20 protein-coding genes are annotated in these 22,305 nt (G+C 63.3%); 11 read left to right on the top strand and 9 right to left on the bottom strand.

Going from position 1 to position 22,305, the window contains the following annotated elements; translation table 11 throughout:
• Positions 1–115: 115 nt before the first annotated feature.
• Positions 116–511, top strand: coding sequence for a DUF3597 domain-containing protein (locus ACZIRK_RS29125; protein ID WP_130226363.1), 396 nt, complete (start codon positions 116–118; stop codon positions 509–511).
• A gap of 88 nt (positions 512–599) precedes the next feature.
• Positions 600–1,391, top strand: coding sequence for a fumarylacetoacetate hydrolase family protein (locus ACZIRK_RS29130; protein WP_464348264.1), 792 nt, complete (start codon positions 600–602; stop codon positions 1,389–1,391).
• A 15-nt stretch (positions 1,392–1,406) separates the two neighbouring features.
• Here the strand turns inward: ACZIRK_RS29130 and ACZIRK_RS29135 are convergent, their stop codons facing one another.
• Both ACZIRK_RS29135 and ACZIRK_RS29140 read right to left on the bottom strand, forming a co-directional pair.
• Complete coding sequence (locus tag ACZIRK_RS29135; RefSeq protein WP_028165575.1) at positions 1,407–1,679, bottom strand: GNAT family N-acetyltransferase; 273 nt, start codon at positions 1,677–1,679, stop codon at positions 1,407–1,409.
• A 17-nt stretch (positions 1,680–1,696) separates the two neighbouring features.
• Positions 1,697–1,987 carry a GNAT family N-acetyltransferase gene (locus ACZIRK_RS29140; protein ID WP_130226361.1) on the bottom strand — a complete coding sequence of 97 codons (291 nt, stop codon included), beginning with the start codon at positions 1,985–1,987 and terminating at the stop codon, positions 1,697–1,699.
• A 209-nt stretch (positions 1,988–2,196) separates the two neighbouring features.
• On the opposite strand from ACZIRK_RS29140, the gene ACZIRK_RS29145 reads away from it, so the two are divergent.
• The 3 genes from ACZIRK_RS29145 to ACZIRK_RS29155 all read left to right on the top strand — a co-directional run bounded on the left by ACZIRK_RS29145 (position 2,197) and on the right by ACZIRK_RS29155 (position 5,244).
• Positions 2,197–2,601: an SPW repeat protein gene (locus ACZIRK_RS29145; protein ID WP_028165573.1), complete on the top strand. Its 405-nt coding sequence runs from the start codon at positions 2,197–2,199 to the stop codon at positions 2,599–2,601.
• A gap of 133 nt (positions 2,602–2,734) precedes the next feature.
• Positions 2,735–4,378 (top strand): acyl-CoA synthetase, encoded by a 1,644-nt coding sequence (locus ACZIRK_RS29150; RefSeq protein ID WP_130226360.1) that lies wholly within the window; start codon positions 2,735–2,737, stop codon positions 4,376–4,378.
• Complete coding sequence (locus ACZIRK_RS29155; RefSeq protein ID WP_130226359.1) at positions 4,378–5,244, top strand: PCC domain-containing protein; 867 nt, start codon at positions 4,378–4,380, stop codon at positions 5,242–5,244. The genes ACZIRK_RS29150 and ACZIRK_RS29155 overlap by 1 nt, the downstream gene beginning before the upstream one ends.
• A 941-nt stretch (positions 5,245–6,185) precedes the next feature.
• On the opposite strand, the gene ACZIRK_RS29160 is transcribed toward ACZIRK_RS29155, so the two are convergent.
• Positions 6,186–6,524 carry a hypothetical protein gene (locus ACZIRK_RS29160; RefSeq protein WP_130226937.1) on the bottom strand — a complete coding sequence of 113 codons (339 nt, stop codon included), beginning with the start codon at positions 6,522–6,524 and terminating at the stop codon, positions 6,186–6,188.
• 92 nt (positions 6,525–6,616) lie between these two features.
• Here ACZIRK_RS29160 and ACZIRK_RS29165 point away from each other — a divergent pair, with 92 nt between their 5' ends.
• From ACZIRK_RS29165 to ACZIRK_RS29180, 4 genes are all read left to right on the top strand, one after another.
• Positions 6,617–7,399: an AAA family ATPase gene (locus ACZIRK_RS29165; RefSeq protein WP_130226936.1), complete on the top strand. Its 783-nt coding sequence runs from the start codon at positions 6,617–6,619 to the stop codon at positions 7,397–7,399.
• A gap of 14 nt (positions 7,400–7,413) precedes the next feature.
• Entirely contained in the window at positions 7,414–8,169 is a 756-nt protein-coding gene (locus ACZIRK_RS29170) for an AAA family ATPase (RefSeq protein ID WP_130226935.1), read from the top strand.
• Between the two features lie 156 nt (positions 8,170–8,325).
• Positions 8,326–8,868, top strand: a complete 543-nt coding sequence (locus ACZIRK_RS29175; protein ID WP_474418676.1) for an SRPBCC family protein — start codon at positions 8,326–8,328, stop codon at positions 8,866–8,868.
• Between the two features lie 2 nt (positions 8,869–8,870).
• Complete coding sequence (locus ACZIRK_RS29180; RefSeq protein ID WP_130226933.1) at positions 8,871–9,803, top strand: YVTN family beta-propeller repeat protein; 933 nt, start codon at positions 8,871–8,873, stop codon at positions 9,801–9,803.
• A gap of 253 nt (positions 9,804–10,056) precedes the next feature.
• Here ACZIRK_RS29180 and ACZIRK_RS29185 read toward each other — a convergent pair whose 3' ends face one another.
• The 4 genes from ACZIRK_RS29185 to ACZIRK_RS29200 form a co-directional block, all read right to left on the bottom strand.
• Positions 10,057–10,710, bottom strand: coding sequence for an HAD-IA family hydrolase (locus tag ACZIRK_RS29185; protein WP_130226932.1), 654 nt, complete (start codon positions 10,708–10,710; stop codon positions 10,057–10,059).
• Positions 10,635–11,390: a hemerythrin domain-containing protein gene (locus ACZIRK_RS29190; protein ID WP_245474787.1), complete on the bottom strand. Its 756-nt coding sequence runs from the start codon at positions 11,388–11,390 to the stop codon at positions 10,635–10,637. Before ACZIRK_RS29190 ends, ACZIRK_RS29185 begins: the two co-directional genes overlap by 76 nt.
• 123 nt (positions 11,391–11,513) lie before the next feature.
• Positions 11,514–14,489: an excinuclease ABC subunit UvrA gene (gene uvrA / locus ACZIRK_RS29195; protein ID WP_130226931.1), complete on the bottom strand. Its 2,976-nt coding sequence runs from the start codon at positions 14,487–14,489 to the stop codon at positions 11,514–11,516.
• Positions 14,490–14,797: 308 nt separating this feature from the next.
• Positions 14,798–15,553 (bottom strand): outer membrane protein, encoded by a 756-nt coding sequence (locus ACZIRK_RS29200; protein WP_130226930.1) that lies wholly within the window; start codon positions 15,551–15,553, stop codon positions 14,798–14,800.
• A 452-nt stretch (positions 15,554–16,005) separates the two neighbouring features.
• On the opposite strand from ACZIRK_RS29200, the gene ACZIRK_RS29205 reads away from it, so the two are divergent.
• Both ACZIRK_RS29205 and gyrA read left to right on the top strand, forming a co-directional pair.
• Entirely contained in the window at positions 16,006–16,503 is a 498-nt protein-coding gene (locus ACZIRK_RS29205) for a single-stranded DNA-binding protein (protein ID WP_130226929.1), read from the top strand.
• A gap of 415 nt (positions 16,504–16,918) precedes the next feature.
• Positions 16,919–19,657 carry a DNA gyrase subunit A gene (gene gyrA, locus ACZIRK_RS29210; RefSeq protein ID WP_130226928.1) on the top strand — a complete coding sequence of 913 codons (2,739 nt, stop codon included), beginning with the start codon at positions 16,919–16,921 and terminating at the stop codon, positions 19,655–19,657.
• Positions 19,658–19,820: 163 nt separating this feature from the next.
• Here the strand turns inward: gyrA and ACZIRK_RS29215 are convergent, their stop codons facing one another.
• Entirely contained in the window at positions 19,821–21,731 is a 1,911-nt protein-coding gene (locus ACZIRK_RS29215) for a potassium transporter Kup (protein ID WP_035690748.1), read from the bottom strand.
• A 119-nt stretch (positions 21,732–21,850) separates the two neighbouring features.
• Positions 21,851–22,111, bottom strand: coding sequence for a hypothetical protein (locus ACZIRK_RS29220; RefSeq protein WP_130226927.1), 261 nt, complete (start codon positions 22,109–22,111; stop codon positions 21,851–21,853).
• Positions 22,112–22,305: the final 194 nt, after the last annotated feature.

The following is a 22,305-nucleotide window of genomic DNA, read 5'->3' on the forward strand; positions in this document are numbered from 1 at the left end:
GGCAACCTTGGCTGGTCCGGGTAAAATCATTTTGCGACCCGGGCGGGTGCTGCCGGTCGAAAAGAGCCCCGAGAGAACCACCTGACACCATATCTCAAGTCCTTTGGAGTGAACGATGAGCATTTTCGGAAAAATCATGAGCTCGATCTTTGGCAGCAGCACAGCGACTGCGGCGCCGGCTAGCGGTGCGCCTGCGGGGAGCGCGCCCGCGGCCGGCACCTCGCCGACTGCTACGGCTGCAGCGCCTGCGCAGAGCGTCGACGTCGCTCCGATTTTGGATGCGGCCGTCGCCGCGAAGAAGGAGAAGCTTGAGTGGCGCACATCGATCGTCGACCTGATGAAGGCGCTCGACATCGATTCGAGCCTGTCCGCGCGCAAGGAGCTTGCCAAGGAACTCGGCTACACCGGCGATACCAATGATTCCGCGAGCATGAACATCTGGCTGCACAAGCAGGTGATGACCAAGCTCGCCGCCAATGGCGGCAAGCTGCCGCCGGAAATCAAGCACTAAGGCGACGCTCGTACTTAGGATTCGGAGGCCCGCGATCGTCGCGGGCCTTTTTTTGACCCCAGATAACAACAACGAAGGAGAAACGCCCATGACTACGATCGATCGCAGGACCATGCTGGCCACCGGCGCGCTCGCGCTGGCGGGAACGGCTGCGCAGGCGACGTCCGCTGAGGCGCAGGCTGGGCCGAAGGCGATGTTTCCGGTGGCGGCGACGACGATCCCGATTGTCGGCGAGACCGAGGTATTCCAGGTCCGCCGCATCTATTGCATCGGCCGCAACTATGCCGCGCACGCGATCGAGCGCGGCTCCGATCCGACGCGCGAGCCGCCGTTCTTCTTCCAGAAGCCGACCGATGCGATCCAGAACGTTGAGATCGGGACAGTTGCCGATCATCCCTATCCGTCGCTGACGAAAAACTATCATCACGAGGTCGAACTCGTCGCAGCGCTGAAATCCGGCGGCACCAACATTCCCGCCGACAAGGCGCTGGATCACGTCTACGGCTATGCGCTCGGTCTCGATATGACCCGCCGCGACCTGCAGAACGGCATGGCCGCTGAGAAGAAGCCTTGGGAGATCGGCAAGAGCTTTGACCATGCCGCAGTGATCGGTCCGATCCATCCGGCTTCCAAGACCGGACATTTCACCCAGGGCGCGATCTCGCTCGCGGTCAACGGCACCGTCAGGCAGAACTCGGACCTGCGGAACATGATCTGGAGCGTCGCCGAGCAGATCGCAAAACTGTCGGAAGCCTTCGAGCTGAAGGCTGGCGACATCATCTATTCCGGCACGCCGGAAAATGTCGGCCCGGTGGTCAAGGGCGACGTGCTGCTGTGCAAGCTCGAGGGCCTGCCGGACATGTCAATCCGGATCGTGTAGCAGGCCGCCCGACTCTCACGCCACGAGATCCCGATATTCGGGGTGCTTGCTGAGATAGTCGACGACAAAGCCGCAGCCGGCGATCACCTTGTGGCCGTCGGCGCGGATCAATTCCAGCGCGCCCTTGACGAGTTCGGAGGCGATGCCGCGGCCGCGCAGCGCACGCGGCGTCTCGGTGTGGGTGATGATGATGGCCGACGGCGTCGCGCGGTAGTTTGCGAAGGCGACGCCGCCTTCGACGTCGAGTTCGAAGCGGCTTTGTGCGCTGTTATTGCGGACCGATGTCATGTCTGATGTCTACGCTTTCAGTGTTTCAGCAGATCCTGGTAATCCGCGTGTTTCTCGATGAAGGCCTTCACGAACGGGCATTGCGCGATCACCTTCAAGCCCTCGGCGCGCACCCGGTCCAGCGCGCCGCGGACCAGCTTTGAGCCGATCCCCTTGCCGCCGAGCTCCGGCGGCACTTCGGTGTGGACGAACGTGACCACACCATCCGCTTTCTCGTAGTAGGTCGCGGCAATATGTCCATCGACTGCGAGCTCGTAGCGCTTGCGCCCCGGGTTGTTGACTACGGCTTCGTTCACACGTCCATCCATCATCTCATTCCTGTTGTTTGCATCGCGGCATCGCCCCGCGGTTGTCCCGCGAAATGGCAATCGCCCGCCTTGCAAGCCGATCATAACCGGCCTACGTTTTTTTCAAGACATACGCCCCGAAGCGGCCAGATGGTCGTTTGGTCCTGCAATGTCATAATCGCTGGCTGCTGACGTATGCCTCTTTTCCAGGGAGGTCTACCATGTCTACCATGTCGGATAAGCGTTTCTTTAGCACCCATAGACCTTGGGAGGACTGGTTCGGCATGCTGCTCGGCGTGCTGATCGTCGTCTCGCCGTGGTTTCCGATGCAGGCCGGCCGCGACGTCGTCGATGCCGACCGCAGCATCATGATCCTCAACACCTTCGTGATTGGCATGCTGGTGTTCGGCCTGGCCCAGCTCGAATATGTCGCCCTGCAGCGCTGGGAGGAGGTGGCAGCCATCGTGCTCGGCTGCTGGCTGATCGCTTCGCCCTTCCTCTTCGGCTATTCCGGCGACACCCTGCTGCAGGTGTGGCACGGCATCCTCGGCGCGCTGGTGGTTCTGCTGGGTGCGCTGCAGCTCTGGCAGGACTGGGGCAGGAGCGACCAGGAACTCGCCGACCATCCGCAGTGAGCGCCCTCGTCGCGGAGCGGTGGCTGGGCAGCCGGAGGCGCCGGGTCCGCCCTTGCCGAACCCCGTGCGGAGGCGATAAACCGCGGAGGGGTGGCGAGAAGCCCCGCGTGATGAAATTCCCGATGGGACGGAAATGAGCGGAGAGACGGGTAGCGCGGCCACGCCGCGCGGCGGCCAGTTGCGGATGTCGCGCCGGGTCATGAACCTGGCGCATATCGTGACCCAGAATGCGCGCCGGCACGGCGATCGCGCAGGGTTCATTTGGCAGGACCGAAGCTGGACGTGGCGCGAGATCGATGGCCTCGTCTCGGCGCTTGCCGCTGCGCTGGCGGCGCGGGGCATCGGCAAGGGTGACCGCATCCTGGTCCATTCCAAGAACTGCGACGAGATGTTCTGGTCGATGTTCGCGGCCTTCCGCCTCGGCGCGGTCTGGGTCCCGACCAATTTTCGCCTGATGCCCGACGAGGTCGCCTATCTCGCCGCAGCCTCCGGAGCCAAGGCCTTCCTCTGCCACGGCGATTTTCCCGAGCATGCCGCGGCCGCCGCCAATCCCGCCCTGCAATTCACCTGGCGGATCGGCGAGGAGGGGAGTTTTGGCGAGCGGACCGTCACTGACGCGATCGCGGCGCATGCCGGCGCGAAGGTCGATAATGTCGCGGTCGAGCATGACGATCCCTGCTGGTTCTTCTTCACCTCCGGCACCACCGGCCGCTCCAAGGCCGCCGTGCTGACCCACGGTCAGATGGCCTTCGTGGTGACCAACCACCTCGCCGACCTGACGCCCGGCGTGAGCGAGCGGGATGCCTCGATCGTGGTCGCGCCGCTGTCGCATGGCGCGGGCATCCATCAGCTCGTGCAGGCGGCGCGCGGCGTGCCGACCATCCTGCTGCCATCGGAGAAATTCGATATCGCCGAGACGTTCCGGCTGATCGAGCAGCATCGCGTCAGCAATCTCTTCACCGTGCCGACGATCCTGAAGATGATGGTCGAGCATCCCGCCGTCGACCAGTTCGACCATTCCTCGCTGCGCCACGTGATCTATGCGGGGGCGCCGATGTACCGCGAGGACCAGAAGCTGGCGATGCGAAAGCTCGGCGCCGTGCTGGTGCAGTATTTCGGCCTTGGCGAGGTCACCGGCAACATCACCGTGCTGCCGCCGGCGCTGCACGATCCTGAGGACGGCCCGCATGCGCGGATCGGCACCTGCGGCTTCGAGCGCGTCGGCATGCAGGTCTCGATCCAGGACGACCAGGGACGCGAATTGAAGCCGTTCGCGACCGGGGAGATCTGCGTGATCGGCCCCGCGGTGTTCGCGGGCTACTACGACAATCCCGAAGCCAATGCGAAGGCGTTTCGCGACGGCTGGTTTCGCACCGGCGATCTCGGCCACATGGACGAAGAGGGCTTCGTCTACATCACCGGCCGCGCGTCCGACATGTACATCTCCGGCGGCTCCAACATCTATCCGCGTGAGATCGAGGAGAAGATCCTGACGCATCCTGCTGTTGGCGAGGTCGCGGTGCTCGGCGTGCCCGATCCCTTCTGGGGCGAGGTCGGGGTTGCCGTCTGCGTCGCGCGCGAGGGCGCCAGCGCGGTCGGCGAGGCGGAGCTTGCCGCCTATCTTGCGCCGAAGGTGCCGCGCTACAAGATGCCGAAGCGCTTCTTCTTCTGGGATGCGCTGCCGAAGTCGGGCTACGGCAAGATACCCAAGCGCCTGATCCGCGATGAGCTGGAAGCGCGCGGGCTGCTCGACATCTCCACCAAGCAGACCGGGTGATGCGCAGCATCGCCCAACCGGGTCCCATCGCGCGCGAGCGCATTCAATGGGTCGAAGCGCGCGGGCGCGCGTTTTCGTTTACGCTGCAGGCCGGCATTCCGCTGCTTGAAGCTGCGCGCCGCGGCTTCGCAGCGGAAGGGTTTTCCGGCGGCGTGTTGAGCGCAAGCGGCGGCGCGCTCGGCCCGTTCGCCTACGTGATGCCGGCACTGTCGAAGACCGGCGCCAACGCCGCATTCTACAGCGAGACATTTCGCCCTGATGGCATCACCCGGCTCAAGTTCGCCACGATGACGCTGGGCGAGCGCGACGGTGCGCCGTTCTTCCACTGCCACGGATTGTGGACCGAGGCTGACGGCCGCTTCAACGGCGGCCATATGCTGCCGGAGGAGACGGTGGTCGCCGAACCTTTCGAGGTGCAGGCCTTCGGTCTCAATGGCGCGATGTTTGTCGCCGAGCCTGATGCGGAGACCAATTTCAAACTGTTCGGCCCGGTGCCGCGCCAGGCGACCAGTGCTGAGACCGCCAGCCGCGCCTTTGCGCTGCGGCTGCGCCCGAACCAGGATTTTGCCTGCGCGCTGGAGAAGTTTTGCCGCCAGCATGGCATCCTGCACGCGCGCCTGCATGGCGGCGTCGGTTCGACCATCGGCGCCTGCTTCACCGATGGCCGCACAGTGGTGCCGTTCGCGACCGAGCTCGCGGTCCGAGCCGGCACGATCGCTCCCGATGCCGATGGCCAACTTGAAGCCGAGCTCGAGATCGCGCTGGTCGACTATCTCGGGGGCATCGCCGAAGGGAAATTGGTGCGCGGCGACAATCCAATGCTGATGACGATGGAGCTCGTGCTCGAAGTGCTGGACGAGGAGTAGGCTCTCTCCGATGTTGTAGGATGGGTAGAGCGAAGCGAAACCCATCGACTTCATAGCAAGCGGCCGCATGGTGGGTTTCGCTTCGCTCTACCCACCCTACGATTCCGATTCAATTTTCAAACAGCTCTCCGCTGTCATCGTCCGGCTTGACCCGACGATCCAGTATTCTAGAGGCGATCGTGCTTGAGCCGAGAGGCCGCGGGTTACTGGATGCCCGTCTTCGCGGGCATGACGGTGGAGTTTGGGAGAGGATGTGCGTTCGCATTCTCGCGACGCTTTGCGTCCGAGTTCTGCGTCACTTTCCACCCTCGAAGAGAGGGCGCAGGGAAAGCCGGGTGCTGGTTGCACCCGTGGGTCCCGTGCAACAAAAAGCACGGGGGTAGGACCACAGGTTCAACCGGGATCACACCGGCTTTCCCTGCGCGACGGCTTTACGGCTTACTTCGTACTCTCCCCGGTGACCGGGCTTTTTTGCCACCGTCGCCCGCGGCAGCTCTTGCTGCTCGCGCGCTTAGCGCCAGCGTCGGGGCGCCAGGACCACACGACTTCGCCGTACGCAGCCATGCCATCCGTCCAGCGCTCTCCGCGCCTGACGCAGCCACGTCCATCGCATCCCGCTTCCAACGTCCGTGACGATCGCGATACGCCCCTCCAAGTGGAGGCGGGACGGTGCGGTTTCTAAGGTGATTTGCGGTGAGAACGAAGCGGAATGTTTTTCGTCGGGCGACTGGACGAGGCAAATCACTTTGATATTGCAGGAGAATTTTCGCTCGGGCGGCATGCGAGACCACGTGCTCAGTCCTCATCCTGAGGAGCCGCGCCTCGCGCGGCGTCTCGAAGGATGGCCGCGGGCGAGATCGGGGCCTCATGGTTCGAGACGCGCTACGCGCTCCTCACCATGAGGGTCTGGCATTGCGCGGGCGGCTAGGACGCAAACATCGTCACCGCCGCCCGCGGACGTGGATGTTGATGTCGAGATCGATGTTGCTGACGCAGGTCTGCTCGGTGCGGTGCGAGCCGCCTTCGTGCCAGCGTCCTTTGCGCAGGCGGGCGTCGCGCACATTGGCGAGCCGCAGGCAGCGCCATTGCGGGAGCCTGCCTGAACTCTCGCCGGCGAACTGCCAGGCCAGCACGACTTCTTCGCCTGATTTGTTGGTGCCGATGATGTGCGGGCAAAGCTCGCGCGGCCGGCCCTCGTAGGTGCAGACGACCTGCTGCTCGCCGAGAATGGCTTTGCGGAAAAGAGCGTAGGTGGCGCTCGGCGCGGGGCGGACGCTCATCGGCAGGATCGTTCTTGTTGTGTTCCGTGATCTGTGCCAGATAATCATCCCGGGATTGAAGCTCTGAACTGCGTCGGTTGTTAGGTGCGCCCATGGCCTCGCGAAGAAGCCGAACGATCAATCTGCCGGCGCCCTACCTCAGGCGCGTCTGGCTCGATCCGTCCCGCATCACGGACCGGGAGGCTTATCCATTTTGCCTGCCGTTTCTGCGCGAGGATTTCGAGCTCAGCTTCGACCGTGCGATCACCATCATCGTCGGTGAGAACGGCACCGGTAAATCGACGCTCTTGGAAGGTATAGCGGTGCTGGCCGGCTTCGACGAGGCCGGCGGCAGAAATGGCTACATGCCGGTCGATCACTCGAAGGCGATCGAGAAGATGGGCGGGCAATTGTCGACCGCGCTTCGCGCAAGCTGGTTGCCGAAAATCACCAATGGCTGGTTCTTTCGGGCGGAGAGCTTCTTTTCGGTTGCGAGATATCTGGACGAGGTCAACAACGAATTTATTCCGGGAGTTGGTCGCGGCATCCCTCCAGACTTCCTCTCCCACTCTCACGGCGAAGGCTTTTTGCGTTTCTTTAACGAGCAGTGCCAGCGTCAGGGCATCTTCATCTTCGACGAGCCGGAATCGGCGCTGTCACCTGCGCGCCAGATCGAATTCTTGAAACTGCTGCGCCGCATGGACGATACAGGACATTGCCAGGTGCTGATGGCCACGCATTCGCCGGTACTGATGGCCTATCCAAACGCAACGCTGTTGCGGCTGACGAAATACGACCTTGAGCGCATTACCGTCGAGCAGACAGACCACTACAAGGTGATGCGCGCGTTCTACGCGGACCCGATGGGCTTCGTGCAGGCGGCGATCGCGGAATAGAGTGGGGCGGGGACATGGGCCGAAGACGACACCGAACGATCAATCTGCCTGCGCCGTATTTGAAGCGGGTCTGGCTCGATAGGTCCCTCGTTCCGGATTGGGAAGCCTATCCATTCTGCCTTCCTATTTTCAGGGACGAGTTCGATCTTAGTTTCGAGTCAGCCATCACCATCATCGCCGGCGAGAACGGGACCGGCAAATCGACCATCCTCGAAGGGATCGCAGCGCTTGCCGGGTTCGACAACGCAGGCGGCGGGAAGGGATACAGGCCGGTCGATCATTCCGGCGCCATCGAATCGACGGGCGAAGACCTGTCGGCTGCCCTGCGCGCCGGCTGGTTGCCCAAGGTCAACTACGGCTGGTTTTTCCGGGCGGAGACGTTCTTCTCGGTCGCAAGATATCTGGATCAAACCAGCGAAGCGCCCCCCGATTATCTCTCCTATTCCCACGCAGAGGGCTTTCTCTACTTCTTCGAAGAACGCTGCCAGCGTCAGGGCATCTTTATCTTCGACGAGCCGGAATCCGCGCTGTCGCCCTCGCGCCAGATCGAATTCCTGAAGCTGATGCGCCGGATGGACGAGACTGGCCAATGCCAGATCATCATGGCCACGCATTCGCCGATCCTGATGGCCTATCCAAATGCGACGCTGCTGCGATTGTCGAAATACGGACTCGAGCCGGTGAACGTGAAGGACACGGATCATTACAGGGTCATGCGCGAGTTCTGCGATGATCCCCATGGGTTCGTCGAGGCGGCGATCGAGGAGTGAGGCGAGCAGGGCGCTGACCCGCGGGGCGCTCGTCTTTCTGGTCCAGCACCGCTCCCGCCCGCGCCACAAACCAGCCGCGTTTGGTCTGAAAATGCCTTACGATATGGCAGCCCGCGCGCCTGCGGGCCGCCAAGATAAGATAAATGGGGAAACGACATGAGAGTGACGATCGCGAAGGTGGGAGCCGTGGTGGCGGCGCTGGCTGTGGTAGGGGCGGCTTGGGCCCATGGACCGACCCGGCAAAAGGTGCGGGAATCAATCGAGATCAGCGCGCCGCCTGCAAAGGTATGGGCAGTGATCGGGAATTTTCAGGACATGAGCTGGCTGCAGCCGGTCAGCAAGACCGAAGGTGAGAAAGGCAACGAGATCGGCGCCACGCGGCGGCTGACGCTTGCGAGCGGCGGCACGCTCGACGAGGAGCTCTACAAATACGACGCCGAGAAGTTGAGCTATTCGTACCGGATTACGGCTGTTGACGTGAAGGTGCTGCCGGTCACCAACTATTCCTCGACCTTGACGATATCGCCAAGGGCCGACGGCAAGGGCAGCGTCCTGGAGTGGGCCGGCGCCTTCTATCGCGGCTATCCCAACAACGACCCGCCACCCGAGCTGAACGATGAGGCCGCGGTGAAGGCGGTGAGCGGGCTTTATCGTTCAGGGCTTGAGGCGCTGAAGAAGAAGGTCGAGAGCGGAAGCTGATCATGCGGGCCATCGTTCTGGCGGCTGTGGTCGCCAGCATCGGCTCAGCTTCCGCCGAGGAGGCGTTCGTCACCAATCAGCTCAGCGAAAACCTGACGGTCGTGGACCTCGCAACCGTGCAGCCGGTCGCGACCATCGCGATCGGCGGCAAGCCGGCCGGCGTTGCCGTCACGCTGGATGGACGCTTCGCCTATGTGACGAGCCCCGAGGCCAAGGCGCTCACGGTGGTGGATGCCGCCGCGCGCCAGGTCGTCGGGCAGGTCAAAGTTGGCGGCGGTCCGCTCGGTGTCGCGGTATCGCCGGACGGTGCGGCGGTCTATGTGGCTGACTGGCATGCCGCTGCGGTGCGGGTGATCGATCCGCTGGAGCTGCGCGTTGTCGCTGATATCGCGGTCGGCGCATCGCCCTCGGGCCTCGCGGTGACGCCCGACGGCCGGCTCCTGCTCTCGGCGGACCGCGACGACAACACTGTATCCGTCATCGATACCGCAACGCGCGACCGGCGGGCGGTCATCAAGGTCGGGATGCATCCGTTTGGAGTCACTATCGATGCAGAAGGCCGGCGTGCCTACACCGCCAATGTCGAATCAAACGACGTGTCGGTCATCGATATCGCAGAGGGCCGTGAGATCGGTCGTGTGAAGGCCGGCCTGCGCCCCTATGCGGTTGCGCTGGCGCAGGGCCGTGGCTTCGTCACCGACCAATATGACGGCACCGTCAGCGTGTTCGATCTCGCGACGCTGGCGCCGATCAAGCGCATCAGCGTCGGTGACTATCCGGAAGGGATCGCCGCGACGGCGGATGCGCGTCGCGTCGTCGTGGCAAACTGGGAGAGCAACACGCTCAGCGTCATCGATGCGGCCGAGCTTAAGGTGATCGGTGAGACCAAGGTCGGCGACGGTCCGCGCGCGTTCGGAGCTTTTCTGCGGCACTAGAGCGGGATGACTTGTCTTCGAATCGGCGTGACCGCGGTTGTCCACCTCTCCCATAGGGAGAGGTCGGCGCGCAGCGCCGGGTGAGCGGTTATGGTTCCTCGATCGAGCTCATCCCCCTCACCCGGATCGCATCTCACGATGCGATCCGACCTCTCCCCGACGGGGAGAGGTAAGGCACCTCCGACGTGGCGCCAACTCGACCTGATCTCATCATGCTCTAACGCGCGGATGGAGGTTCGTGCCTAGGCCCATATTAGCGAAGCGTAACCCGCCCTTCGGCGCCGCCGCAAAGGGACGAAGCAATATCCTCCATTCGCTCGAACATCAGGTCGGGCCCGAGCGCCCGCAGCTTGGCGGGCGCCGCATAGCCCCACGACACGGCGCCGCAGGCGATGCCGACGGCGCGCGCGGCTTCGATGTCACGGGTTTCATCGCCGATCGAAATCACCTGTGACGGCGCTAGGTCGGCGCGCTTGAGGACGCGGCTGAATTTAGCGGCCTTGCCAAAGATCGACGCGCCGCAATCGAACGAGGAGAACAGCGCCGTAGTCTCGCCGAGCAGCCGGCGTGCGTTCGCCTCGTTGTCCGAACTGACCAGCACCAGTTGCATGCCGCCGTCCTTGAGTGTGCGCAGCATGGTTTCGGTACCCGGAAACAGTTCGATATCGGCTAGGTGCTCCGCTTTCAGCCGGCGCATATGCCGGGCGATGATGGGTATCTTCCACATCGGCACTTCAAGCCGCGCGACGATCTCGCGCGAGCCGGCATGCCGCAGCTCTTCGACGTCCTCATCCGCGACGCGGCGGAAACCGAAGCGGTCAGCAACATCGTTTACGTTGCGCAGGAACCAGGGAAAGCTGTCTGCAAGCGTGCCGTCGAGGTCGAAGATGACAAGGGAGTAGGGCATTCGGCGGGAGAAGAGATAGCACGCGCTGAGACAATTGCGAAATTAACAAATGGAAAAGCGGTCGCAAACCTGCGATCGGCATTGGCTGTTGCCGCATGCCGCCGGAGGGCAGTTGCACTAATGTCGCTCGGCTTCGGCCTCCTGCTCGAGCTGCAGGATATGAGCCCGCAGCGCATCGAACCTGGCTTCCGTGGCGTCGCTGAACAGCGGATCCTTGTGGGGGACAAGGCTGACGCGATTTCGGTCCAATCCTCGGACTGCAATGCCTTCAGCGCGGCCGGAAAGAAATCACGATCTTCCATCCTGATATGACGCCGCTCATGCTCCAGGAAATCGCGAACGATGCGGTCCACGTCCTGACGAAGGAACTCGCGATCAGCAAGCACGCCGTCGACGGCTTTGGCGACGAGGTGCAATCCCTTGGCGCCTTCCCGGTGCTCATGCGCGAGATCGCCGATCTTCGCTGCAGCGGCGGGATCGCGAATTTTCAGTTTGGCGAAGACACGGTCTTCCTGAGCATGATGGTATATCTCAGTATAGACTTCGAAATAGGCGATGATGGCGCGGATGACCTCGTAGTCCGGCCGGCCTGAGCGATCGAAAATATCCAATTCGTGCTCGAGGACGGCAAGCAGCCGTTCAATATTGCGATGCTCTTGGCTTAGCAGCTCGATGATCATTGCGGTGATCCACAAGGGGGTGAACCATCGCAGAAAAGTAGACGCTCAAATCATCGTGGCATTGCGTTAGATCAAGGTCGAAACCGATTTGCACCGGAACGCGTCCGAAGCGTCGGAAAACCCTCACTCCGCTGCTTCGCTCGCGCTGCTCTTGCGTGGCTTACTGTTCGCCTTCTTCAGCACCGGCGCCAGGAATTTGCCGGTGTAGCTCCGCGGTGCCTTGGCGATGTCCTCCGGCGGACCCCAGGCGACGATTTCGCCGCCGCCGTCGCCGCCTTCGGGGCCGAGGTCGATCACCCAGTCGGCGGTCTTGATGACTTCGAGGTTGTGCTCGATGACGACGACCGTGTTGCCCTGGGCGACCAGCTCGTGCAGCACCTCCAGCAGTTTTGCCACATCGTGGAAGTGCAGGCCGGTGGTCGGCTCGTCCAGGATGTAGAGCGTGCGGCCGGTGGCGCGCTTTGACAGCTCCTTTGCCAGTTTGACGCGCTGGGCTTCACCGCCCGATAGCGTGGTCGCCTGCTGGCCGACATGGATGTAGTCGAGACCGACGCGGTGCAGGGTCTGGAAGGTTTCGCGGACGCGCGGCACCGCCTTGAAGAAATCGGCGGCTTCTTCCACGGTCATGTCGAGCACGTCGGCGATCGACTTGCCCTTGAATAGAACCTCCAGCGTCTCGCGGTTGTAGCGCTTGCCCTTGCAGACGTCGCAGGTGACGTAGACGTCCGGCAGGAAGTGCATCTCGATCTTGATGACACCGTCGCCCTGGCAGGCCTCGCAGCGGCCGCCCTTGACGTTGAAGGAGAAGCGCCCGGGCTCGTAGCCGCGTGCCTTGGCCTCGGGCAGGCCGGCGAACCATTCGCGGATCGGCGTGAAGGCGCCGGTATAGGTCGCAGGGTTCGAGCGCGGGGTACGGCCGATCGGTGACTGGTCGATGTCGATGATCTTGTCGATATGCTCCAGGCCCTCGATGCGGTCGTGCGGCGCGGCGGCTTCGCTGGCATTGTTGAGCTTGCGCGCGATCGCCTTGTAGAGCGTGTCGATCAGGAGCGTCGACTTGCCGCCGCCGGAGACGCCGGTGATGCAGGTGAACAGCCCCAGCGGAATCTCCGCCGTGACGTTCTTCAGGTTGTTGCCGCGGGCGTTGACGACCTTGATGGTGCGGCGATGGTTTGGCGGCCGCCGGTCGGAGATCGGCACCGAAAGCTCGCCGGTGAGATATTTGCCGGTCAGCGATTTCGGATTGCGCATGATCTCGGCGGGCGTGCCTTGCGCGACGATATGCCCGCCATGCATGCCGGCGCCGGGGCCGATGTCGAGCACGTAGTCGGCGAGGCGAATGGCGTCCTCGTCATGTTCGACCACGACCACGGTGTTGCCGAGGTCGCGCAGCCGCTTCAGCGTATCCAGGAGCCGCGCATTGTCGCGCTGGTGCAGGCCGATCGAGGGCTCGTCCAGCACATAGAGCACGCCTGTCAGCCCCGAGCCGATCTGGGACGCGAGTCGGATGCGCTGGCTTTCGCCGCCGGACAATGTGCCGGAGGAGCGGGACAGCGTGAGATAGTTGAGGCCGACGTCGAGCAGGAAGGTCAGTCGCTCGCGGATTTCCTTCAGCACGCGCGCGGCGATCTCGTTCTGCTGCGTGTTCAGCGCTTCCGGCACGGTCTCGAACCACTCGCCGGCGCGCTTCACCGACAGGTCGGCGATCTCGCCGATATGCTTGCCGCCGATCTTGACGCACAGCGCTTCCGGCTTGAGGCGATAGCCACTGCAGGCGGCGCAAGGAATGTCGGTGAAATATTTCGCCAGCTCCTCGCGCGCCCACTCGCTCTCGGTCTCGCGGTAGCGGCGGTTGATGTTGGTGATCACGCCCTCGAACGGCTTCTTGGTGTCGTAGGAGCGGACGCCGTCCTCATAGGAGAACTTGATCTCGTCGTCGCCGGAGCCGTGCAGGATGGCGTTCTGCGTCTTCTTCGCCAAGTCCTTCCACTTGGTGTCGAGCGTGAACTTGTAGTGCTTGCCGAGCGCGGTCAGCGTCTGCAGGTAATAGGGCGAGGAGGACTTGGCCCACGGCGCGATCGCGCCCTTGCGCAGGGACAGATCCTTGTCGGGAATGACGAGGTCCTCGTCGACATGCTGCTCGATGCCGAGGCCGCCGCAGGCGGGGCAGGCGCCATAGGGATTGTTGAACGAGAACAGCCGCGGCTCGATCTCGGGGATGGTGAAGCCGGAGACCGGGCAGGCGAACTTTTCCGAGAACAGGATGCGTTCCGGTCCGCTCTTGTCGTGGATCTTTGCGGTCTTCTTCTTTTCTTCGGCGGGAGCTGCCGCCGGGGCGTCGGCGAATTCGATCACCGCAAGGCCCTCGGCAAGCTTGAGCGCGGTCTCAAAGCTCTCCGCGAGACGCTGACCGATGTCGGGGCGCACCACGATGCGGTCGACGACGACGTCGATGTCGTGCGGAAACTTCTTGTCGAGGCTCGGCGCTTCGGCGAGCTCATGGAAGGTGCCGTCGATCTTGACGCGCTGAAAACCCTTCTTGAGATATTCGGCGAGCTCTTTCCGGTACTCGCCCTTGCGGCCGCGCACGACCGGCGCCAGCAGATAGAGGCGAGTGCCCTCGGGCAAGGCGAGCACGCGATCGACCATCTGCGAGACGGTCTGGCTCTCGATCGGCAATCCCGTGGCCGGCGAATAGGGCACGCCGACGCGGGCCCAGAGCAGGCGCATGTAGTCGTAGATCTCGGTGACAGTGCCGACGGTCGAGCGCGGGTTCTTCGAGGTGGTCTTCTGCTCGATGGAGATGGCGGGCGAGAGGCCGTCGATCTGGTCGACATCAGGCTTCTGCATCATCTCCAGGAACTGGCGGGCATAGGCCGACAGCGATTCGACATAGCGGCGCTGGCCCTCGGCATAGATGGTGTCGAAGGCAAGCGAGGACTTGCCGGAGCCGGACAGGCCGGTGAAGACGACGAGCTTGTCGCGGGGAATCTCGACGTCGATGTTCTTGAGATTGTGCTCCCGCGCGCCGCGGATCGTGATGGCACGCGTTGAGGAGCCGGCGGTCGGTTGGCGCTTCGCCCTGAGCACTTCATCCATATCGGCATTTCCAGGCGCTTGTAAGCGCGCCACGTTATGGGCGCGCGTCGTCGGAAATCCCTACCACGGCGCCGATGGGGTGATGCCGGAACATAGGAAGAACGGGCGACGATTTCCAGTGCTCAGCACGAATCATCAACGATTTGTTTCTGATCGCATTTCCTGCGTGCAGCTTTGGCAGTAGCTGGCAGCAAGAGGGGCCCGCGCAAGCGGAGCTTCGCAGATGAGCGGCTCGGAACTAACGACACGCAAACAAAAAGGCCGGCGCAAGGCCGGCCTTTTCTTAAGATTGATATCCGATCGCGAGATCAGTACCGCCCGATGATCGGAGCGCCGCCGAGGCCGAACTTGTAGTTCACGCGGACGGTGACGAGGTCGATGTCCTGCTTGATATTCTCGGTGGCGAAGAGGCTGCCGGCCGGGCCGGCGAAGCCATTGTTGACGAAATCGTAGGAGCGATTGCCCAGGAAGATGTGATTGTACTCGGCGCCGACCGACCAGTTCGGCGCAAAGCCGTACTCGATGCCAGCGCCAACCGAGGCTCCCCAGCGGGTGTCGTTGATGTCGTTGGTGATCGGGAAACCGGTGAAGGCGTCACGCACGCGGTAGCGATCGGCGACCACGGCCGCGCCGCCCTTGACGTAGAACAGCACATTGTTGGCAGCATAGCCGATCTGGCCGGTGATCAGGCCGAAGGCGTCGACCCTGGTCTCGTTGGTGTCGATGCCCGTCAGCAGGCTGATGTTGCTGCCCTTGAAGTCGGCCCAATTGCCCTGGCCTTCGACGCCGAACACCCAGGTGCCCATCTGCCAGCGATAGCCGATCTGACCACCAGCAGTGCCGCCGTCGGCGTTATGGGAGCCGTCACTGAAACCAAGGACGTCCCAGCGGTTGCGGCTCGTTCCCCAGCCGCCGTTGCCGCCGATATAGAACCCGGTCCAGTCGTAGACGACGGCGACGGGCGCCGGCGGAGCCTTGACATAAGGGCGCGCGGCAAGATCGGCAGCCGAGGCGGGCGCAGCCAGCGCAACCAAGGCAACCGTTCCAAGCAAAAACTTCTTCATCGTAGCTCTCCAGCCTTTGTTCGCTTCAATTTGGTCCCGAAGCGTTACGGTATTAAAGACGCGAGCGCCGCGCCGTCGTTTTAGGCATATACTCCGATTCAACCGGAAATACCGTCGCCGAAACGCAACACTTCACGGCGAAGTACCGGGAACATAAGTTAATGGTTTTCTTGATGTTTTATGGAACCCCAGGGTCGATTTCGGGTTCCATCCTGGCCGCACCAAATTTGGGCCACAATGCCACCACGATTATGTCAAGTTGCATGGAACAAAACTGGAACAATGGCGCGGCTGGTGCTATATGTGGATAACCGCGCAATGGACGGGGAATGGCTGCGCCCGACGGTGTCGGCGAGCGTATAGGGTCCGTCAGCAATGTAAGATGTGGTTAGCGAAGACTGAATGTGGCCGCCGTGTAACCGGCCGGCCCAGTGATTGAGTGGAGAGCGGCGATGGCGGGAAGCGTAAATAAGGTCATTCTGGTGGGCAATCTCGGCAAGGACCCGGAAATCCGGCGGACCCAGGACGGCCGTCCGATCGCCAATCTGAGCGTCGCGACCTCCGAGACCTGGCGCGACCGGGCCACCGGCGAGCGCAAGGAAAAGACCGAGTGGCACCGTGTCGTCATCTTCAATGAAGGGCTCGCCAAGGTCGCCGAGCAATACCTGAAGAAGGGCGCCAAGGTTTACGTCGAGGGCCAGCTCCAGACCCGGAAATGGACCGATCAGAGCGGGGTCGAGAAATATTCGACCGAAGTGGTGCTGCAGGGCTTCAACTCCAACCTCACGATGCTGGACGGCAGGGGCGGCGGTGGCGGCAGCTTCTCCGACGACATGGGCAGCGGTGGCGGCGATTTCGGCGTCAGCGGCCCCTCGAGTTCCGCGCCACGCCGCGCCGTGCCGGCCGGCGCCCGCAACAACAACGACATGGACGACGATATCCCGTTCTGATCGAGCGGTACGTTGCCGGAAAGATCGCGTGAGGATGAAAATCTCCCTCGCGCGATACAGCTTGCGTCGAACTTATCCTCTTCAATGACTGCAGGATATCAGCGTCAAGCGATTGATATGGCTTGATGTGCCGCGGCCGGGTTGCTTGTGGCTCCGGTTAATGTGAATTGTGAGGAAATCGATCTAACCGACAGGGCGCGGCGATGCGGGCGCCGCCAACGGCCCGCGGGCGGTTTCCTGACCTCGGAGGGCGCCTTGCCGCACGCCGCTGGGGTGTTCCCGCGGCGCGCCGGTCGACCCCGTAAGTCTATGAAAAAACGAAGGGAAAAACCGGTCGCCGAGGCCGTTCCGGGGTGGTGGTCGGGCCCCCGATACGCTATATGATTCTGCAGTAGAACCGACCCGGATTCCCCCTTTGTCAGAACCTGAAGACGACAAGCCCGGCGAGCCGTCGGGGCCCTCCGACATTCGTCCCGTTTCCATCCTCGACGAGATGAAGAAGTCCTACCTCGACTACGCCATGAGCGTGATCGTGGCGCGGGCGCTCCCCGATGCGCGTGACGGGCTCAAGCCGGTCCACCGCCGCATCCTGTATTCGATGTACGACCAGGGGCATACGCCGGACAAGAAGTACGTCAAGTCCGCGCGCGTGGTCGGCGACGTCATCGGTAAGTATCACCCACACGGCGACCAGTCGATTTACGACGCCATGGTGCGCATGGCGCAGGATTTTTCGATGCGCGTGCCGCTCATCGACGGCCAAGGCAATTTCGGCTCGGTCGACGGTGATCCGCCGGCGGCCTATCGATACACCGAAGCACGCCTGACGCGGGCGGCAGAGGCTGTGCTGGCGGACATCGAGAAGGACACGGTCGACTTCCAGCCCAACTACGACAACAGCGAGCAAGAGCCGTCGGTATTGCCGACGCGGTTTCCGAACCTCCTGGTCAATGGCGCGGGCGGCATCGCCGTCGGTATGGCCACCAACATCCCGCCGCACAATCTCGGCGAGGTCGTCGACGCCTGTGTGGCGCTGATCGACAACCCGGCGCTCACCATCGACGACCTCATCAACATCATTCCGGGGCCGGATTTCCCCACGGGCGGCATCATCCTCGGTCGAGCGGGCATCCGAGCATCCTATCATCTCGGCCGCGGCTCGATCGTGATGCGCGGCAAGGTCACGATCGATACCCTGCGAAAGGATCGCGAGGCGATCATCATCACGGAGATCCCGTACCAGGTTAACAAGGCGAACATGGTCGAGCGGATCGGCGAGCTGATCCGCGAGAAGAAGATCGAGGGGATTTCCGACCTGCGCGACGAATCCGACCGCGAAGGTTTCCGCGTCGTGATCGAACTGAAGCGCGAGGCGATGCCGGACGTGGTGCTGAATCAGCTCTACCGCTTCACGCCGCTGCAGACCAACTTCCCGGCCAACATCCTGGCACTCGATTCCGGCCGTCCGCAGACGATGAACCTGAAAGATCTGCTGACGATCTTCGTCAACTTCCGCGAACAGGTGGTGACCCGGCGAACCAAATACCTGCTCGGCAAGGCGCGCGACCGCGCACACCTCCAGGTGGGCCTGGCCATCGCGGTTGCCAATATCGACGAGGTCATCCGCGTCATCCGCTCTTCGCCGAATCCGGCGGCCGCGCGCGAAACCCTGATGTCGCGCGATTGGCCGGCGCGGGACGTCGAAGACATGATCACGCTGATCGACGATCCGCGCCACCGCATCAATCCGGACGGCACCATCCGCCTTTCGCTGGAGCAGGCGAGGGAAATCCTCGACCTCCGGCTGCAGCGCCTCACCGCGCTCGGCCGCGACGAGATCGGCGAGGAACTCACCAAGCTCGCGGCGGAGATCTCCGACTATCTCGACATCCTGCGCTCGCGCGCCCGGGTGCAGGCGATCGTCAAGACCGAGCTTGCCGAGGTGAAGGCCGAGTTCGCCACCCCGCGCAGGACTGTTATCGTCGAGCAGGAAGGCGAGGTCGAGGACGAGGATCTGATCCAGCGCGAAGACATGGTGGTGACCGTGTCGCACGCCGGCTACGTCAAGCGCGTGCCGCTGTCGACCTATCGCGCCCAGCGCCGCGGCGGCAAGGGCCGGGCCGGCATGCAGACCCGCGACGAGGATTTCGTCAGCCGCGTGTTCGTGGCGTCGACCCATACGCCGGTCCTGTTCTTCTCCTCGCGCGGCCAGGTCTACAAGGAGAAAGTCTGGCGATTGCCGATGGCCGCGCCGAATGCGCGCGGAAAGGCGCTGATCAACATCCTGCCGCTGGAGCAGGGCGAGCGCATCACCACCATCATGCCGCTGCCGGAGGATGAATCCTCCTGGAAGAATCTCGACGTGATGTTCGCCACCACCGGCGGCAACGTCCGTCGCAACAAGCTGTCCGACTTCGTCGACGTCCGCCGTTCCGGCATCATCGCCATGAAGCTGGAGGAGGGCGAGGCGATCGTCGACGTGCAGATCTGCACCGAGCATGACGACGTGCTGCTGACCGCCGCCGGCGGCCAGTGCATCCGTTTCCCCGTCACCGATGTGCGCGTCTTCACCGGCCGTACCTCGATGGGCGTGCGCGGCATTTCCCTCGCCGAGGGCGACAAGCTGATCTCGCTCGCGATCCTGCGCCATGTCGAGACGACCTCGGACGAGCGCTCGGCCTACCTGAAGATGCGCCGCGCGGTCGCAGGCGAAGCGACCGCCGAGGAGCCGGTCGAGACCGAGGCCGAGGAGGCCACAGGCGCGATCCAGCTCTCGCAGGAGCGCTATGTCGATATGTCGGCGCAGGAGCAGGTGGTGCTGACGGTGTCCGAAAACGGCTACGGCAAGCGGACCTCATCCTACGAGTACCGCACCACCGGCCGCGGCGGCAAAGGTATCGTCGCCATGAGTGTCAACAGCCGCAACGGCAAGCTGGTGGCCTCGTTCCCGGTAGAGGAGGCCGACCAGATCATGCTGGTGACCGACAAGGGGCAACTCATCCGCTGCCCCGTCGGCGACATCCGCATCGCCGGCCGCTCGACCCAGGGCGTCATCGTATTCGACACCGCGGACGACGAGCATGTCGTCTCGGTCGAGCATATCGGCGACGACAGCGAGAATGGCGAGAACGGCAACGGAAACGGCGGCCAATGACCCGTAGCCCGGGTGAAGCGCAAGCGTAGCCCGGGACCTTCGTGGGTAAGGATGGAATCCCGGGTTGCGCTTCGCTCCACCCGGGCTACAGCTACGGACTTCACCAACTCCAGCGAAAGCCAATGTCGCGACGCGCGACGTCAGGGCGGCTGTTGTCAGGTGGTCAGATCTCGATTTCCGTCCCGAATTCCACCACCTGTCCGGTCGGCACGCCGAAGAACGCCGCAGTGCGTTCGGCGTTGCGTTGCAGGAATGCGAAGATTGATTCCCGCCAAACCCACATGCCCGGAACGTCCTCGCGCGGGATGATGGTCTCGCGGCCGATATAGTAGGTGACGTCGGAAAGATCGATGCCGGGCAGCTTGCCCTGCCGGCAGGCGAGTTGCAGGCCCTCATAGATGGTCGGGTATTGCATGAAGCCGTAGTGCAGGATCACCCGCGTGATGCCCGGGATGATGTCGATGATCTCGGCGCGGTCGTCCTCGGAAATGCGCGGGGATTCCTCGATCTGCACGGTGACCAAAAGAACGCGTTCGTGCAGGACGTGGTTGTGCTTGACGAACTGCGTCAGTGCGAGCGGCACGCCGCTCGGCGCGGCTGCGAGGAACACGGCAGTGCCCGGCAGCCTGGCGCGGCACTTGGTGATCGCGGTCTCGATCAAATCCTCTTCCGGCTGGCGTAGTCTTGCACGGGCACGCTCGACCAGCTTTACGCCGCCGCGCCAGGTGAGCATCAGGAATGCGATCAAGCCTGCCAGCAGCAGCGGAAACCAGCCGCCTTCGTGCAGCTTGGTCGAGTTGGCCGCGAAGAAGATGAGGTCGATGACAAGAAAGAAACCGTTGACGGCGAGCACGATCAGCGGCGAGTAGCCCCACTGGATCGCAACCAGCGCCGCCAGCAGCGTGGTGATCGCCATCAACAAGGACACCGCGATGCCATAGGCGCCGGCGAGGGCGTCCGAAGTGCCAAAGCCCAGTACCGCGCCAAGCGTCGCGGCGGCGAGCAGCCAGTTCACCAGCGGCACATAGATCTGGCCGATCGCGTCGCTGGTGGTGTGCAGGATGTGCATCCGCGGCAGGAAGCCGAGCTGGATCGATTGCTGGGTCAGCGAGAACACGCCCGAGATGATCGCCTGGGAGGCGATCACGGTGGCGATCGCGGAGAAGGCGACCAGCGGGTAGTGCAGCCAGTCGGGCGAGAGCTGGAAGAACGGATGGTCCAGCGCGCCCGGATCGGTGATCAACAGCGCGGCCTGCCCGAAATAATTGAGCACCAGCGCGGGCAGGCAGACGGCGAACCAGGCGAGCCGGATCGGAAACCGCCCAAAGTGCCCCATGTCGGCGTACATCGCCTCACCGCCCGTGACCGCGAGAAAAGCTGCGCCGAGGATGGCGAAGCTGATGTGGAAATTCTGGTGGATCAGGAAATTGAAGGCATAGAACGGGCTGAGTGCCGCGAGCACCGCCGGCGCCTGGACGATGCCGTGGATGCCGAGCGCCGCGAGAACAAGGAACCAGCCGAGCATGACCGGTCCGAAAATCCGGCCGATGAAGCCGGTGCCCTGCTTCTGCATCGCGAACAGGCCAACCAGAATCACGATGGTGATCGGCACCACCGCCGGCGCCAGCGATGGCGCGTCCACCTTTAATCCCTCGATCGCGCTCAAGACCGAGATCGCCGGGGTGATTGCGCCGTCGCCGTAGAGCAGGGCGGCGCCGATGAGGCCGACGACCAGAAGCTGCGCACGCCAGGTGCCCGGCTGGGCATGGCGCGCGTGCAGCAGCGCCAATATCGCCACGATCCCGCCTTCGCCGCGGTTGTCTGCACGCAGGATCAGGAGCGCGTATTTGATCGAGATGATCAGGATCAGCGCCCACAGGATCAGCGATACCACGCCCAGGACGGCGTTCGGCGCGATCGTGCCGCCATGGGCGGCCGCCCTGGCAGCCTCCTTCAATGCATAAAGGGGACTGGTCCCGATATCGCCATAAACGACGCCAAGCGCGCCGATGGTTGTTGCAAGAGGAAGGGGGCTCGGCGGATGGCCTGAGGCGATGGCGGGCGTGCTTGACATCAGCGAGACCCCCGATTGCACCGCGCCGACCGGATCATCCTCAAGGGCGCGACCAAACGGCAGTCTGCGATGAGACGTCGCAAATTACCACTATGTTCCTACGGAGGAGGAGGCCGGGGTTACGGGGTGCGATCGGCGGTGACGAGGCGGGCTTCGCGGACCGCGGCATTGCCGCCGGCCTTGCGGAGGCAGGAGGCATCAAAATTCGGCCAATTCTGCTGCGCGCAGGTGTCCTTGGCAGGGGGGCGGATATCCAGCCGGTCGGCCTTGGCGAGGGGGCGGGGCACGCTGGCTTCGACCTGGGGTGCAAAGCCTGGAAGAACGGTGAGAGCGGCGGCAATGAAGGCGGCAACGGCGACGGCAGAAAGTGCCTTGATCATGACGGTTCCCTGTGAGTGGGCCTTGGCGGCCCGTCGTTTCGTTGGCGGCGGTGATAGAGGCCGCCAATTTCCTGCTGTCTTCGCCCGAGGCGAAAATGATTTCGTTCCCTGGGCATTTTGTTTCGTCGGCGCCAGATCAATGAAACATTGGGGTTCAGGGCCGCCTGGGAACCCGGCTGGCTTGCCGGCCAGCC

Source organism: Bradyrhizobium sp. Leo114 (genome assembly GCF_055229415.2).